General features: G+C 71.0%; 15 protein-coding genes. 5 read left to right on the forward strand and 10 right to left on the reverse strand.

Going from position 1 to position 13,741, the window contains the following annotated elements; all coding sequences use genetic code 11:
• Nucleotides 1–106: 106 nt before the first annotated feature.
• Entirely contained in the window at nucleotides 107–2,341 is a 2,235-nt protein-coding gene (locus ACIQUC_RS09105; protein WP_402265831.1) for an ArnT family glycosyltransferase, read from the forward strand.
• Here ACIQUC_RS09105 and ACIQUC_RS09110 read toward each other — a convergent pair.
• Together ACIQUC_RS09110 and ACIQUC_RS09115 are read right to left on the reverse strand one after the other, a co-directional pair.
• Nucleotides 2,236–3,069 (reverse strand): SDR family oxidoreductase, encoded by an 834-nt coding sequence (locus ACIQUC_RS09110; protein WP_402265834.1) that lies wholly within the window; start codon nucleotides 3,067–3,069, stop codon nucleotides 2,236–2,238. The genes ACIQUC_RS09105 and ACIQUC_RS09110 overlap by 106 nt on opposite strands.
• Nucleotides 3,070–3,106: 37 nt before the next feature.
• Nucleotides 3,107–3,748, reverse strand: a complete 642-nt coding sequence (locus tag ACIQUC_RS09115) for a nucleoside/nucleotide kinase family protein (protein ID WP_402265837.1) — start codon at nucleotides 3,746–3,748, stop codon at nucleotides 3,107–3,109.
• A gap of 54 nt (nucleotides 3,749–3,802) precedes the next feature.
• On the opposite strand from ACIQUC_RS09115, the gene ACIQUC_RS09120 reads away from it, so the two are divergent.
• Complete coding sequence (locus ACIQUC_RS09120) at nucleotides 3,803–4,171, forward strand: VOC family protein (protein ID WP_022906876.1); 369 nt, start codon at nucleotides 3,803–3,805, stop codon at nucleotides 4,169–4,171.
• Nucleotides 4,172–4,193: 22 nt separating this feature from the next.
• Here ACIQUC_RS09120 and ACIQUC_RS09125 read toward each other — a convergent pair whose 3' ends face one another.
• The 4 genes from ACIQUC_RS09125 to ACIQUC_RS09140 all read right to left on the reverse strand — a co-directional run bounded on the left by ACIQUC_RS09125 (nucleotide 4,194) and on the right by ACIQUC_RS09140 (nucleotide 8,123).
• Nucleotides 4,194–4,634 (reverse strand): NUDIX hydrolase, encoded by a 441-nt coding sequence (locus ACIQUC_RS09125; protein ID WP_022906875.1) that lies wholly within the window; start codon nucleotides 4,632–4,634, stop codon nucleotides 4,194–4,196.
• A gap of 92 nt (nucleotides 4,635–4,726) precedes the next feature.
• Nucleotides 4,727–5,317 (reverse strand): TetR/AcrR family transcriptional regulator, encoded by a 591-nt coding sequence (locus ACIQUC_RS09130; protein ID WP_402265841.1) that lies wholly within the window; start codon nucleotides 5,315–5,317, stop codon nucleotides 4,727–4,729.
• A 112-nt stretch (nucleotides 5,318–5,429) separates the two neighbouring features.
• Nucleotides 5,430–6,752 carry a carboxylesterase family protein gene (locus ACIQUC_RS09135; protein ID WP_402265843.1) on the reverse strand — a complete coding sequence of 441 codons (1,323 nt, stop codon included), beginning with the start codon at nucleotides 6,750–6,752 and terminating at the stop codon, nucleotides 5,430–5,432.
• 75 nt (nucleotides 6,753–6,827) lie between these two features.
• Nucleotides 6,828–8,123: an MFS transporter gene (locus ACIQUC_RS09140; protein WP_402265846.1), complete on the reverse strand. Its 1,296-nt coding sequence runs from the start codon at nucleotides 8,121–8,123 to the stop codon at nucleotides 6,828–6,830.
• A 256-nt stretch (nucleotides 8,124–8,379) separates the two neighbouring features.
• Here ACIQUC_RS09140 and ACIQUC_RS09145 point away from each other — a divergent pair, with 256 nt between their 5' ends.
• The 3 genes from ACIQUC_RS09145 (at nucleotide 8,380) to ACIQUC_RS09155 (ending at nucleotide 10,686) form a co-directional block, all read left to right on the forward strand.
• Complete coding sequence (locus ACIQUC_RS09145; RefSeq protein WP_031262134.1) at nucleotides 8,380–9,180, forward strand: sugar phosphate isomerase/epimerase; 801 nt, start codon at nucleotides 8,380–8,382, stop codon at nucleotides 9,178–9,180.
• Nucleotides 9,177–10,280: a Gfo/Idh/MocA family protein gene (locus ACIQUC_RS09150; protein WP_022906870.1), complete on the forward strand. Its 1,104-nt coding sequence runs from the start codon at nucleotides 9,177–9,179 to the stop codon at nucleotides 10,278–10,280. The genes ACIQUC_RS09145 and ACIQUC_RS09150 overlap by 4 nt, the downstream gene beginning before the upstream one ends.
• A gap of 139 nt (nucleotides 10,281–10,419) precedes the next feature.
• The gene (locus ACIQUC_RS09155) at nucleotides 10,420–10,686 is read left to right on the forward strand and encodes a hypothetical protein (protein ID WP_402265850.1); all 267 of its coding nucleotides are present in this window, start codon (nucleotides 10,420–10,422) and stop codon (nucleotides 10,684–10,686) included.
• Nucleotides 10,687–10,750: 64 nt separating this feature from the next.
• Here the strand turns inward: ACIQUC_RS09155 and ACIQUC_RS09160 are convergent, their stop codons facing one another.
• From ACIQUC_RS09160 to ACIQUC_RS09175, 4 genes are all read right to left on the reverse strand, one after another.
• Nucleotides 10,751–11,020 (reverse strand): hypothetical protein, encoded by a 270-nt coding sequence (locus ACIQUC_RS09160; RefSeq protein WP_402265853.1) that lies wholly within the window; start codon nucleotides 11,018–11,020, stop codon nucleotides 10,751–10,753.
• 361 nt (nucleotides 11,021–11,381) lie between these two features.
• Nucleotides 11,382–11,591 (reverse strand): hypothetical protein, encoded by a 210-nt coding sequence (locus tag ACIQUC_RS09165; RefSeq protein WP_402265856.1) that lies wholly within the window; start codon nucleotides 11,589–11,591, stop codon nucleotides 11,382–11,384.
• A gap of 449 nt (nucleotides 11,592–12,040) precedes the next feature.
• Entirely contained in the window at nucleotides 12,041–13,357 is a 1,317-nt protein-coding gene (locus ACIQUC_RS09170; RefSeq protein WP_402265858.1) for an RHS repeat-associated core domain-containing protein, read from the reverse strand.
• 240 nt (nucleotides 13,358–13,597) lie between these two features.
• Nucleotides 13,598–13,735 carry a hypothetical protein gene (locus ACIQUC_RS09175; protein WP_402265861.1) on the reverse strand — a complete coding sequence of 46 codons (138 nt, stop codon included), beginning with the start codon at nucleotides 13,733–13,735 and terminating at the stop codon, nucleotides 13,598–13,600.
• Between the last annotated feature and the right edge of the window lie 6 nt (nucleotides 13,736–13,741).

The raw sequence follows: 13,741 nt of genomic DNA on the forward strand, positions 1-13,741 counted from the left end.
CGACGTGTCGCACCCGCACGTCGTCTCAGCGCGGCGCACGGCTTCGGGGTGAGCTGGCGGCGCGGTCCCGGGCCACCGTCATCCGGTGCGGCCAGGGTCATGCAGTGTGGACACTCGACGACCCGCCCGGTGGCGGGACCAGGCGCTCGCGGCGCGCGGCACGCTGCTCCTGATCGCTCTGGGCATGACCGTGCTGCTCGGCTGGAACCTCGCGCGCGGCGGTGACTCCGGGTTCTACGAGGCGTCCGCCCGGTCGATGTCCGAGTCGTGGTCGGCGCTCTTCTCGGGTGCGTTCGACCCGTCGGCGACGGTGACCCTCGACAAGCTCAGCGGGTTCGCGGTCCCCCAGGCGCTCAGCATCCGGCTGTTCGGCGACTCCACCGCGGCACTCGCGCTCCCCCAGGTCGTCGAGGGCCTCGTCACGCTCTGGGCCTGCTCACTCGTCGGACTCCGGTGGGCCGGGGTCGGGACGGGGCTCGTCGCCGCGGGTGCCGCCGCGACGACGCCGATCTTCGTCTCGATGTTCGCCCACCCGATGGAGGACGGCATGGTGACGGCGGCCCTGGCGGTCGCCCTGCTCTGCTGGCAACGCGCGGCGATCACGGGCCGGTGGTGGCCGCTCGTCGCCGCCGGGCTCGCGGTCGGCGTCGGGTTCCAGGCGAAGATGCTGCAGTCGTGGTTCGTGCTGCCCGCACTGGTCCTCGGGACGCTCGTCGCCACGGCCGGCCGGAACGGCACCCGTCTCGGCATCGGCGCCCGGACGGGTCGCGCGGTGGTCGTCGGCGGGGTGTCGGTCGTGGCGTCGCTCGCCTGGGTCGTCGGACTGGCCCTGACTCCGGCCGGCGCCCGGCCCTGGATCGACGGCTCGACCGATGACAGCCCGTTCGCGATGGTGTTCGGCTACAACGGCATCGACCGGTTCCTGCCGGGAGCGGTGCCGGGCTCCGTCAGCACGACCGGGGGTCCCGCCGGACGGCCCACACGCCTGGGTGGGCCCGGCGGCGTGACGAAGCTCATCGAGCCGCACCTGGCGTCACAGGTCGCGTGGCTCCTCCCCGCGGCCGTGTTCGCGCTGGTCGTCGCGACCGTGGTGCTCGTCGCGCGACGGCGCTCGGCGTCCGACCCGCGTGCGGACGCCCGGACCGGGACCACGGCACCCGTCCGGTCCGGCAGCGCCTTCGGGTCGGCGTTCGACACCCGCGCCGGTTCGGCAACGCTCCTCGTGCTCGGCGTCTGGCTCGCGACCGCGGCCGTCGTGCTCTCGGTGGCGAAGGTGCCGCACACCGCGTACGTCGCGGCGGTGGGGGTACAGCTCGCCGTCCTCGCGGCGCTCGGGTGGCGCGGGGCCGTCGGCCTGCTCCGGGCGCAGTCGCCGTGGTTCCGTGCGGTGCCCGTGCTGCTGGCCGCCGCGCAGCTCGGGTGGTGGGTGTTCCTGGCCCGCGGTGCGTCGATGCCCCCGGTCCTCGCCACACCGGCGCTCGTCGTCGGGGCGGCGGCCCTGCTCGCGGCGGTGGCCGCGTTCCTGTGGCGACCGCGCTGGGAGGGGAGCCGCGGGCCAGGACTGCACCGCGCCTCCCGGACCGCCGTCGCCGTGGTCGCCGGACTCGCGCTCCTCGCCGGTCCCGCGGCGTTCTCGCTGCAGGCGCTCGACGCTGCACGCGACGGGAGCGGCAGCGACGCCTCGGTCGGCTCGTGGGCCGCGCGCTGGCAGGCTCCCGGGGGTCGTGCCGAGACCTACCGGGTGTCGCGTCCGGATTGGTGGGGCGGCTCGGCGACCCCGTACCCGGCGGTGTTCCGGCACCTCGTGGGGACCGCACGGCGGCTCGACGGGTACCGCGAGTCGGGGCCGCTCTTCCTGACGGACACGTGGCGCATCTCGTCGCCCGTGATCGACGCGACGGGGTTGCCGGTGCTGACCGACGGCGGGTTCTCGGGATCGGTGCCGGTCTTCACGTCGCAGCAGGTCCGCCGACGGATCGCCGACGGACTGCGCGTGCTGGTGGTGCAGGCCGGCGCGCCCGCGGCCGACCCGGTGCTGCGGGCGGCCTGGGCGGGCGGGTGCCGTGCGGTCACCGACGTGGACCCGGGCGCCCGGGTCCCGGCACACCCGTGGGCGGTGACGGGTGTCGGGTGGACGGTGTGGCGGTGTGGCCTGCCGGGCCGGTCGGTGGACCGGCTGACCGGGCCGGCGCTGCCGCGACGCGCGCGACCCGCGCGGCGCGACGGCCTGGGCCGTCAGCCGGCGAGCAGCACCTCGCGCAACGACAGCGGCCGGCGCCCCGTGACCCGCTCGACGTCGCCCGACACCCGTGCGAGCGCTCCCTCGGCGATCGCCGTGTAGGTGCTCACCCACGCGTCCGCCTGCCACGGCTCGGGGTCCCACTTCGCGCGAGACGCGTACGCCTCGTCGAGGGTCTCCGGGTGGTAGGTGACCTCGCGCCCACGGACCTCGGACACGGTGGCGGCCGCCTCGTGCAGGGTGATCGCCGCGGGCCCCGTCAGCTCGTACGTCCGGTCGAGGTGCGCCGCGGGGTTCCGCAGGACCTCGGTCGCGACCCGGGCGACGTCGGCTCGTGCGACGGCTGCCATGGCCCCGTCGCCCGCCGGCCCCCGGATCACGCCGTCCTCGCCGATCAGGTCCTCGACGAAGTCCAGGTAGAACGAGTCCCGCAGGAACGTGTGCGCCATCGAGGTCGCACGGATGGCCTCCTCGGTCGCCCAGTGGTCGCGGCCGAGGGTGAAGGTCGCGTCCGCGGCGGCACCCGAGAAGGACGTGTAGACCACGTGCTGGACGCCGGCCGTCGCCGCCGCCGCCACGAACGAGCGGTGCTGGGCGAGCCGGTCCACCGCCTCGGCGCCGGAGACCATGAGGAGCAGGTCGACACCCTCGAGCGCCGCGCGACCGGCGTCGGCGTCTCCGTAGGACGCGACCGCGACGTCCGTCCCGGGCAGGTCGGGCGCGCGGGACGCGTCCCGCACGATCATCCGGAAGGGCACCCCGTCGTGGGCGAGGGCGCGCGCCACGGCGCCGCCGATCTTGCCGGTCGCGCCGGTGAGTGCGATGGTCATGGTCGCTCCTGTCGTGGTCGTCGCCGTGGTCTGGTGGTCAGGTCCGGACGATCCTGGAGGCGCGGGTCGCCGTGGGTGCGACCCTCGCCGCGTTCACGCCGTCGACCTCGACCGCCCAGGTGCGGGCCGCCTCGTGGTCGCGGCCGTGCCGCATGTGGCGGCCGACCAGACGGTCGACGCGGACCTGGTCGTCGACGCTGCAGAACCAGGTCTCGGTGAAGAGTTCGGCGAGCGCCGCCCACGGGCCGGTGTCGTCGAGCAGGTAGTTGCCCTCGGACACCACGAGCCGGGTCCGTTGCGGGACGGCGATGCTGCCCGCGACGGGCTCGTCCACCCGGCGGTCGAAGTCGGGCGCCCACACGACGGCGTCGCGGTTGCTGCTCAGCCGGCGGACGAGCGCGACGTAGCCGTCACCGTCGAAGGTGTCGATCGCCCCCTTGCGGTCGTGGCGGCCGAGGGCGTCCAGTGCCGCGTTCGCCAGGTGGAACCCGTCCATCGGGACCTGGACCGCGGTTCCGACACCGAGTGCCGCGTCCACGCCGGTGACGACCCGGCGCGCGAGCGTCGACTTGCCGGCGCCGGGCGCTCCGGCGATGCCCAGCACGGTGCGCTGCCCGTCCGCGGCGAGCCGGACCGCGCGGGCGACCGCGTCGTCGACGGACATCTCGGGTGGGAGCACGGCTTCATCCTGGCAGAGCGGGCCGACACCGGCCCCCGGTGGTTCACTTGCCGCATGGTCGATGCGACGAAGGCGTTCAGCGGGTTCTCGGTGCGAGACGTGCCGGAGGCGAAGGCGTTCTACGAGGACGTCCTGGGGGTCGAGGTCACCGAGGACCACGGCATGCTCTTCCTGCAGCTCGGCGACGGTCACGGTGTGCTCGTCTACCCCAAGGGTCCCGCGCACGAGCCGGCGTCGTTCACGGTGCTGAACTTCCCGGTGCCGTCGGTCGACGACGCCGTGGACGAGCTCCGGGCGAAGGGGGTGACGTTCCTGCAGTACGAGGGCATGACGGACGAGAAGGGCGTGAACCGGAAGGGCGGTCCGCTCATCGCGTGGTTCACCGACCCCTCGGGCAACGTGTTGAGCGTCCTCGAGCAGTAGCGCTCCGCCCCTTCGGTGGGGATCAGCGGTGCAGGAGGCCGGCCCAGCCCAGGGCGATCGGCACGACGAGTCCGTGTCGTCGGTGCGGCAGGTCCGCGATCGGGATCCAGGCGGCCTCGTCGGTCGAGCCGTCCTGCTCGGAACGGAGCGTCCCGCCGGTGATCGACGCGCGGAACACGACCTGCACGGCCTTCATCGCCCGGCCGTTCGCGTGGATGCGGCGCTCGGCGGGGACGACGTGGTGGCGCACCCCGAGCAGTTCGCCGACGGCGGCCTCGTAGCCGGTCTCCTCGCGGATCTCCCGCACGACGGCCTGCTCGACGCTCTCGTCGAACTCGACACCGCCACCCGGCAGGGTCCACGTGCCCGCCTCGGGGATCCGCAGCTTCGCGAGGAGCACCCGGTCACCGTCGGTGACCACGCCGTAGGCGGCGAGCCGTGTGTCGTAGTCCGTGTACTCCATCAGCCGACCATGCCAGGTGCGCGCGTCGGTGGTGCCGAGCCGCGCCGCGCCCGGCGGACCGGTCCGGCACCGCACCCGGTCGGCGCGACCGCTCAGACGCTCGCGGTGGCAGCTGCCCAGCCGATTCGCATCCGAGCGACCGCACGGTCGAAACCGCCGAGCGGGTCGACGTCGTCCCGCAGGAGCGACTGCAGCTGCAGGCCCTCGTAGAGGGCGACGAGCTGTTCCGCGGCGTGCCGGGGCGAGGTGCCGCGCGGCTCCCGTCCGGCGACGACGTCCCGCGCGAGGGCGAGGGTGACGTCCTCGAACGAGCGCGTGTACTGGCCCCGGAACCATCCGGCGGCGGGGTGGTCGGGGCTCGAGGCAGCGCTCAGCAGCGCGGTCCGGAGCCGGACGAGCGCGGGGTCGTCCCGTCCGACCTCGAGTCGCGCGCGGAGGTACGCGACCGCACCGGACCGCTCGGCCACGACCCAGAGCGCACGGCGGCTGCCGTTGTTCCACCGGTCCATGACCGCCACGACGAGGAGCTCCCACAGCGGGTAGACGCGTCGGACCTCGGCCTCCGGGACCTCGGCGCGTGCGGCGACCTCGGCGGGTCCGACGGCGTGGAAGTCCGCGTCGCGGTAGGCCGCGATCGCGCCCGTGACGATGCGGGCGCGCAGGTCGGCGTCGGACTCGGGCATGCCGTCGATTCTCCGGGGCGCGTCGTCGCCCCGCGAGCCGCCAGTTCAGGGGTGGCGCCGGACGCCCGGCTGCACCGGACGGCCGCACCACGGGGCCAGCCCCCGGCGCGGATCAGCCCCGGTCGAACGACAGGGTCTCGTCGTCCGCCGCGGTCACCCGACCGGTTCGCGCGAACTCGGCCCAGATCGCACGGAAGGCCCGCCCGCGCCGCTCGACCTCGGGCCAGTCCCGCTCCGGCACGAACCGCGACCCGGCCCAGGCCTCGCGGCCGCCGAGCAGGAGCGGCAGGTCGCTCATGTGCACGGCCCCGGTCGGCTGCACGGTGACGCCGCGGTGCAGCCGGTACGAGGTCACCCGACCACCGGCCGCACGGTGACGTGCGGCGAACCGACGGACGTCCCGCCCGTAGATGACCTCGGACAGCGGGCGCACGAGCAACCAGCGCAGCAGCGGCCGCACGGCGCGCACCCGGGCGAGCGACCGCAGCCCGGGGACGAGCGGCACGTACATCGCCGTCTCGTCCGCTCCCGAACCGATCAGGACGTCGACCGACGGGGCCGCATCGCTCCAGGCGCGTCCGGTGTCCCGCTCGGCGGGGAGCGGCGCGAACCCGTACTGCGTGCCGAAGGGCATGCCACCGGGCAGCCCGAACGGCGCGGCGGCGCGGGTGCCGAGCGCCTGCCGGTCGAGCACCTCGTCGAGCGGGGTGTCCGGGTGCACGGCGCCGACGGCCCTGGTCATCGCGCGGTTCATGCGCGCCCGCCCCCGCGACAGCCCGAGCGGTGCGCTCTGGACGATGACCCGGCGGAACAGCCCGGCTGCGCCGTCGCTGATCACGAGGTGCGCCGCGGCGTCGCCCCCGGCGGACTGGCCCGCGACCGTGACGAGGTCGGGATCGCCGCCGAACGCCGCGATGTTCCGCTGCACCCACCGCAGTGCCTCGATGATGTCGAGGAGCCCGAGGTTCGCCGGCACGCTCACCCCGTCGCCGAGGAACCCGAGCACGCCGAGCCGGAACGTCACCGAGACGAACACGACGCGCTGCTCGGTGACGAGGTCGCGCGCGTCGTAGATCGGCAGGTCACCGCCGCCGATGACGTACGAGCCGCCGTGGATCCAGACGATGACGGGCAGCCGCTCGCCCGGCCGGACGTCGGCCGGCACCGTGATCGACAGCCGTTGGCAGTGCTCGTCGGCGACGAGGCCCTCGACCGGGTGGAGCAGCTGGTCGACGAAGGTGGCCTGCGGCTGCGGTGCCACCGGCGACGGGGTGGTCGCCCGGAACGGCTCGTCGAACACCGCGACGGGCTCGGGCAGCGCGAAGCGCTCGGCGTGCGCGTAGGGGATGCCGAGCGCCCGGACGACGCTCCCGTCCGCCACGCCGGTGATGCGTCCGGCCGGCGGGTCCCAGGTCAGCGAGTCGGCGTCGAGCATCCGTCCACGCTACCCAGCGCGACCAGTGGACGGACTGGAGGCGCGGGGCGGGCCCGCACCGCGCCTCCAGGCCGGCTATCGAACCCGCTTGATGGGGATCACCACAAGGGCACCGAGGAGTGCGACGACACCCGCGGCCCAGCACATCAGGACGTAGTTGTCGGCGTGCGAGCTGCCGATCGACAGGAAGAAGAGCGAGATCGCCGGCGCGAGCGACTGGGGCAGGGCGTTCGCGATGTTGATGACGCCGAGGTCCTTGCCGGGACGGTCCGCGTTCGGGAGCACGTCGACGACGAGCGCGGTGTCGATCGCCGAGTAGATGCCGTAGGCGAAGCCCATGATCACCTCGGCGACGTAGAAGCCGTTCACGGTCTCGGCGTGCGCGAGGACGACGAGGCCAACCGCGAAGAGCGCCGTCGAGCCGCCGACGAACACCTTGCGTCGACCCAGCTTGTCGGACGCCCACCCCGAGAGCGCCGCGCTGACCAGGAGCGCGATCGTGTAGAGCAGCACGCCGAACGCGACGGCCTCGGTGGCGTCCTTGGCCTGCTCGATGCCGATGTGCTCCTGCATGTAGAGCAGTCGGTACGTCGTGAACATGAACGTGGCGAGGATGATCAGGAAGCGCGACCACCACGCGAACGCGAAGTCCGGGTTCTTGATCGGGTTCGTCCAGAACGACGAGATGAGGTTGAGGAAGGTGAACTTCTTCAGCGTGTACGTCGGCAGCTCGTCCCGCGCGACGACCGCGTAGACGGCGACGAGGATGATCGCGAGGATGCCGGGCGCGATGAACAGCACGGGCAGGTTCGCGACGAAGAACACCGACAGGTAGGTGCCGGCGAGGACGGCGAGGTTCTGCGCGAGCGCGATGATGCTCGACGACCGGCCGCGCTGGAGCTGCGGGACGTTGTCGGCGAAGCTCGCCAGCAGGGTGGCGAGGGTCGCGTTGGCGGCGAGCTGGGCGAGCAGCCACGCGAGCGTCAGGTTGAGGACGTCGGGTGCGTAGGCGATCCAGGCCAGGGCGATCGCGAAGACCACGACCCCGCTCATGAGCCACGGACGACGACGGCCCCAGCGGGTGCGGGTGCGGTCCGAGAGCGCGCCGGCGAGGGGGTTCATGATGAGCGCGCCGAACGCCCCGATCGGCAGGACGGAACCGATCACGTTCGCGGCGTCGTCCCCGACCAGGGCCTGCGCCTTGAGCTGCATGCTGACGTAGACCGGCGCCATGAGCGCGACGAAGAGGCCGAACTGTCCGAGGAACAGCGCGACCTGGTAGCCGATGCCCACCCGCATCGTGCTGACCGGCTGCGTGATGCCCTCTTCGGGGTGCAGCAGTGCCGGGCTGCCGGGTTCGGGTGTGCTCATGACGCCTCCTTGAGTCGATGCTGTGCCGTCAAAACCATCTTTCGCACGGTTTTGACTGGCTGAGCATACATCGACAGGTGTCGTTCATGGCAAGACGCACGGCACGGAGCGCGGCAAAACTACACACCGGGTGGTTTTTGGGGTAGCGTCGTCCTCGATCTCGCCGTGGAGCATCGCTCCTCGACGGACTGCGACCCCCGGTGCTGCGACACCTGGACGTCGCGACACCCAGTCAGGACCGAAGGAGCCTCACGCAATGCCCACCACCTCTGTGCAGCTGTACTCGCTGCGCGACGCCATCGCGGAAGACCTCGACAAGGCGATCGCCCGTGTCGCCGAGATCGGGTACGAGAACGTCGAGCCCTACGCGTTCGTCGAGCGTGCCGCCGACCTCGAGCGGGCCTTCGCCGCCACCGGCCTCAAGGCCCCGTCCGGTCACGTCGCCGTGATCGACGCCGACGACACGACGCCGATCTGGGACGCCGCCGAGCGCCTCGGCATCCAGACCGTCATCGACCCGTTCATCCCGACCGACCGTTGGCAGACCGCCGACGACGTCGCGAAGATCGCCGAGCGCGTCAACGTCCTCACCGCCGAGGCCGCCACCCGTGGCCTGCAGTTCGGCTACCACAACCACCAGTGGGAGTTCACGAACAAGGTCGACGGCCGCACGGTCTACGACCTGTTCGTGTCCCAGATCAGCCCGGAGACGGTGCTCGAGGTCGACACGTTCTGGGCAACCGTCGGTGGCGCCGACGCCCCCGCCGTCCTCAAGTCGCTCGGCGACCGCGTCGTCGCGATCCACGTCAAGGACGGCAAGGTCGACGGTGACATCCTCACCGCGCTGCCCTCGTCCGAGAGCGCACTCGTGGTCCCCGAGGCGCTGCAGCGCGCCTTCGAGAACCAGACCCCCGCCGGTCAGGGCGACGTCGACGTGGCGGGCATCCTCGCCGCCGCGCCGCAGGCCATCCGCGTGGTCGAGTTCGACGCGTACTCGGGCGACGTCTTCGAGGGCATCACGGAGTCCCTCGCCTGGCTGAAGGACAACGACAAGTGACCCGTGTCGGGATCGGCATCATCGGTGCCGGCAACATCTCCTCGCAGTACCTGGAGAACCTGACCAAGTTCGCCGACGTCGAGGTCCGGTTCGTCGCCGACGTGCTGCTCGACCGTGCTGCGGCCCAGGCAGCGGAGTACGGCGTCGCCGCGTCCGGTTCGGTCGAGGAGCTCCTCGCCCGCGACGACATCAGCATCGTGATCAACCTGACGATCCCGGCGGCCCACGCCGAGGTCGACCAGCAGATCATCGACGCCGGCAAGCACGTGTGGAGCGAGAAGCCGATCGCGACCGACCACGAGTCGGCCGCCGCGGTCCTCGCGTCCGCGAAGGCCAAGGGGCTGCGCGTCGCGACCGCGCCGGACACCGTGCTCGGTGCCGGTATCCAGACGGCCCTGCGTGCCATCGCCCGCGGTGACATCGGCGAGCCGCTCTCCGCGACGACGCTGTTCCACGTCCCCGGTCCCGAGGCGTGGCACCCGAACCCGGACTTCCTCTTCGCGAAGGGCGCCGGCCCCCTGTTCGACATGGGCCCGTACTACGTGACGACCCTCGTGCACGCGTTCGGCACCGCCAGCCGCGTGCAGGCCGTGTCCTCGAAGTCGCTCGAGCGCCGCACGATCGCGTCCGGTCCCCGCGCCGGCGAGACGTTCCCGGTCGAGGTCCCCACGCACCACGCCGCGCTCATCGAGTTCGCCGGCGGGCAGTCCGCCCAGTCGACGTTCTCGTTCCAGCACGCGCTGCCGCGCATGGGCTTCGTCGAGATCAACGGCACGCTCGGCACGATCTCGCTCCCGGACCCGAACACGTTCGAGGGCGCCTCCCAGCTCTGGCGCTACGGCCAGGAGGAGCCCGAGACCCTCGAGGCCGTCGGTTCCACCTGGGGCCGGGGCACCGGCGTCGTCGAACTCGCCCGCGCCATCGCCGAGGACCGGCCCGAGCGCGCCTCGGGTGCGGTCGCGCTGCACGTCCTCGACGTGCTGCTCGGCATCCGCGACGCGGCCGAGTCGGGTTCCGCGGTCGACATCACGTCGACGGTGGACCGTGTTCCCCCGCTGCCGGAGGACTTCGATCCGTCGGCCGCGGTGCTCACCGCGTAGGTTCCCGCTCTGCAGACGGCCGGCTCCGACAGGGGCCGGCCGTCTTGCGTTCGACGGGCCAGGAGGCGCGGCTCGGCTCCGGTACGCATGGTACGCCCGGCCGTGGATCGCACACACCCGGCAGGAGCATCATGTCGGCATGGACGTCGAACGCGTGGCCGCGGAACTCGTCGACCGTGCGGACGAGCGCGGGCAGGGCGTTCTGCGCACCGACGCGTCGACGCCTATCGGCGAACTCCGTGCCGCCGTCCGAGCTGTCGCACGGTCACGGGGCACGCGGATCCGCACCGGGATGGTCGACGATGTCTTGGCGGTGGTCACGGTCGGCGCAGCGCTCTGGCAGGCGACGGTGTCGGAGATGCGATCCGAGCTGATAGCACCAGCTCTAGCGAACACCGTCGGCTGAACCGCCGTGGCGCCCGACGCTCGCGAGCCGTTCGCGGGCGGACCAGCACACGCGAGGATGTCCGCTAGTCCCGCAGGTACCCGGTGGCCGGGTCGATCTCGGCGAGGAAGCTGCGGATGTCGGCCGTCGCTACCTCGTCCGTCATGAACTCGGCGAGTTTCGCCGAGCGCTCCTCTGCCGTTCCGGTCCCGGCCAGGGTTCCGCCGAAGCCGTAGCCGGGGTTCGGCCCGGTCAGCCAGGTGAACTGGTACTCGGTACCGCGCACCGTCAACGTGAACGTCTCGCCGTCGACCTCGAGCTCCCGATGCGTCGACTCGTCTCGCCTGCCGTTCATGGCACCTCCGATCGTCAGCTGGCTCAGGAGCGATTGTGGCAGGCGGAGCGGGATCCCGACGCGTACGAGCAAGCAGCTGGAGGCCAGGAGGCTCGGGGCGGCTCGGGTGTGTCGGTTGGCCACTCGCGGAACACGGGGGCGACCGCCTCGACCTTCGGGTCCGGGAGGAGCACGCTGTCCCGGGAGGCCCGACCAATCCGGCCGGGATCGGTAGCGGGACGGGCACGACGCCGGGATAGGGACGCCGTGCTGATCGGCGGCCCCCATACGTGCTGTCGTACTCCGCCCCGTCCGGACTGGTCGGATCACTGGCCCGCTTCGCCGACCGAACTACACACCAGTCCACATTGAGCCGCAGGCATCATCTCCGCCTACGCCGCAGCAGGTTCTGGAACACCCCACCCAGAAATACCAAGCCGGTAACGACTGCAATAGTTCCAATAATCCAGACCGGAATACCATGACGTGTTGTGGAATCCCGGATCGGGGTCAACAGCAGAACCAGCCCAATCACCACGAAAAGGGTAGCAATGACAGCACCACGCTTTTCCTTACCTTCCTTTATGATCACGAGGATCCTCCCGTCACTGCCGTCGAAACGACTTCGCCGATACCGGCACATACGCCTGCCGCCAGCGCTGCCCCGACGGGGGTTGCCGTGGTACCGACGATTCCCTCGCAGGTGGCAGTTGTCGCAAAACCAACCACTGTGGAGACAGCCTCAGTTGTCAGACCGCGCTTGAGTGCGCCTTGACGAGCTGGACCTTCTGGGCACCGTCGAGTAGCTCTCTCCACGTCTCTCGTCGCGCGGGCTGACGGAAAGCGCTCCGCTTGGTCAGGCTGGGGGTGCTCCTCCTCCGCGGCTGCGGAGTGCGGTTGACACTCCTAACACGAGGAACACGAATCCGAAGATTGCACAGGCGGCACCCGGTGGTGTGAATCCGCTGGACGCTCCAACGACGAGGCCGACGATAACCAGCACCAGCCCAGCCAGGATGAAGAGGACAGACCACACCCGGTTCAATTGAACGGCCCTTCGAAGTCCTGCGTGAGATAGGTCGCTGCAGCCGCTCCAGCGAAACCGCAGAGAGCCGCGCCGAGGGTGCCGATACCGGCCGTCAAACCGACCACGGCAGCGACACAAGTACCGCCGATGGCTCCGCCCACTACAGCCCCAATCGCATAGCCAAGGTACGCGTTCGCGGTCTTGCCCGCACGACTCGTGCGACCCGTGGGATCGGAGTTGTTGACAGGATCACCGCCGGCGAACGCGTAGCGGTTCGCGTTCTGTGGGTCGAGGGGTGCGTCAAGGGAGTCGCGTTCGATCCACCCGCCCGTCGCACTGGTCTGCCAGCGATACCCGAACTTCGTGAGCCCGTTGTCGGTGCTGGACGAGCGGAGGCCAGCCTTGAACCCGAACGGGTTCTGCAGCCACTGCGCGCTCGAGCCGCCCTGAATCGTTTCGGCGCCGTAGGGGTCGTAGGAAACGGTGTACGCGGTGTTCCCGGTGTCAGCGATCGCTGCGGCAGGGTTGCCGATCCCGTCGATGACCCACATGCTCGTCACGCCGTCGGTGGTCTGCAGATCCATCGGCTGACCCGTCGTCGGATCGCTGATCACCGACGCCGTGCCCGTGCCAGCGACGGTGCGGCTGGTGACCACGGGGACGCCGTGCTGGTCAGCAGTGCCATACGTGTAGTCGTACTCCGCTCCCCCGTCCGTGGACTGCTTGAGGAGCTTGTTCATGTCAGCGCCGGCGTACTCGTACCGGGTAGTGACACCGTTCTCCGTCGACGCCGTCAGCTGCTGCGCGTCGTTGTACGTGAACGTCTCACCCGGTGCTGCCGTCAGGTTCCCGACCCCGTCGTATACGTACCCAGCCGAGGTGATCTGCCCGACCGCGTTGTACGTCAACGTCTGCGAACTCGTGGCGTCGCCGGTCTGCTTCGCCGTGAGCCGGTTCCCCGCCGCGTCGTACGTGTACGCCCACGTCGTGTTCGTCGCACCGCCGGCTTGCGCGGCCTTCGTGAGGCGGCTGTTGGACGGGTAATAGCTGTGCGTCACGTCCCCGTGCTGGTCGGTGACGCGGACCGTGTTCCCGGCAAGGTCGTACCCGTACGACACGGCTCCGCCGCCGGCGGTGTCGACCGTGGAGACGAGCCGGTTGCGCTGGTGGAATATGTTCGTGATCGTCCCGGTCGCGGACTGCTGAGTCAGCTGGTTGCCGTTGCCGTCGTACGTGTTCGTCACCGTCAGCGCACTGTCAGCGAACGTCGTCGTCAGGAGCCGGTCGTCCAAGCTTCGCGGCCGAACACTTGCCAACGGCCGCGGTCGCACTCCGACTGCTATGCAATGCCAGCCCCGCTCGTTGCGATCCCAGTGAGGACCGCAGCGGCGGCGAGCAAGAATCCTATGACCATGACGACAATCGGCCACTTTCGCGGTGGGAACTCCCGACCCGGTCGGAAGTTGAGTCCGCAGTAGATGACACCGACTGCGAACGGCACTGCACCCACGGCGAACATCACTATGAGCAAAGTTTTCATGCGGCTACCCAGTCTTTAGTGGAGCTGATGTTCATTTGCGGCGACCACGGGAGATCGCGATAGCACCACCCACTGCAACCAGCGCTATCACGATGACGATCCAGACGCCGAAGGGCATCCCTCCACCCGGGTTCATAACTGCGTTGTAGTGAACGATCATCTGTGGCATGTTGCT

The organism is Curtobacterium sp. NPDC098951 (assembly GCF_044759965.1).
Lineage (GTDB): Bacteria > Actinomycetota > Actinomycetes > Actinomycetales > Microbacteriaceae > Curtobacterium.

Bases quoted from the DNA above. Each gene is read 5' to 3' on its own strand.
- ACIQUC_RS09110 (WP_402265834.1), bottom strand. From the start codon at position 3,069: ATGACCATCGCACTCACCGGCGCGACCGGCAAGATCGGCGGCGCCGTG.
- ACIQUC_RS09120 (WP_022906876.1), top strand. From the start codon at position 3,803: ATGGTCGATGCGACGAAGGCGTTCAGCGGGTTCTCGGTGCGAGACGTG.
- ACIQUC_RS09125 (WP_022906875.1), bottom strand. From the start codon at position 4,634: ATGGAGTACACGGACTACGACACACGGCTCGCCGCCTACGGCGTGGTC.
- ACIQUC_RS09130 (WP_402265841.1), bottom strand. From the start codon at position 5,317: ATGCCCGAGTCCGACGCCGACCTGCGCGCCCGCATCGTCACGGGCGCG.
- ACIQUC_RS09135 (WP_402265843.1), bottom strand. From the start codon at position 6,752: ATGCTCGACGCCGACTCGCTGACCTGGGACCCGCCGGCCGGACGCATC.
- ACIQUC_RS09140 (WP_402265846.1), bottom strand. From the start codon at position 8,123: ATGAGCACACCCGAACCCGGCAGCCCGGCACTGCTGCACCCCGAAGAG.
- ACIQUC_RS09145 (WP_031262134.1), top strand. From the start codon at position 8,380: ATGCCCACCACCTCTGTGCAGCTGTACTCGCTGCGCGACGCCATCGCG.
- ACIQUC_RS09155 (WP_402265850.1), top strand. From the start codon at position 10,420: ATGGACGTCGAACGCGTGGCCGCGGAACTCGTCGACCGTGCGGACGAG.
- ACIQUC_RS09160 (WP_402265853.1), bottom strand. From the start codon at position 11,020: ATGAACGGCAGGCGAGACGAGTCGACGCATCGGGAGCTCGAGGTCGAC.
- ACIQUC_RS09175 (WP_402265861.1), bottom strand. From the start codon at position 13,735: ATGCCACAGATGATCGTTCACTACAACGCAGTTATGAACCCGGGTGGA.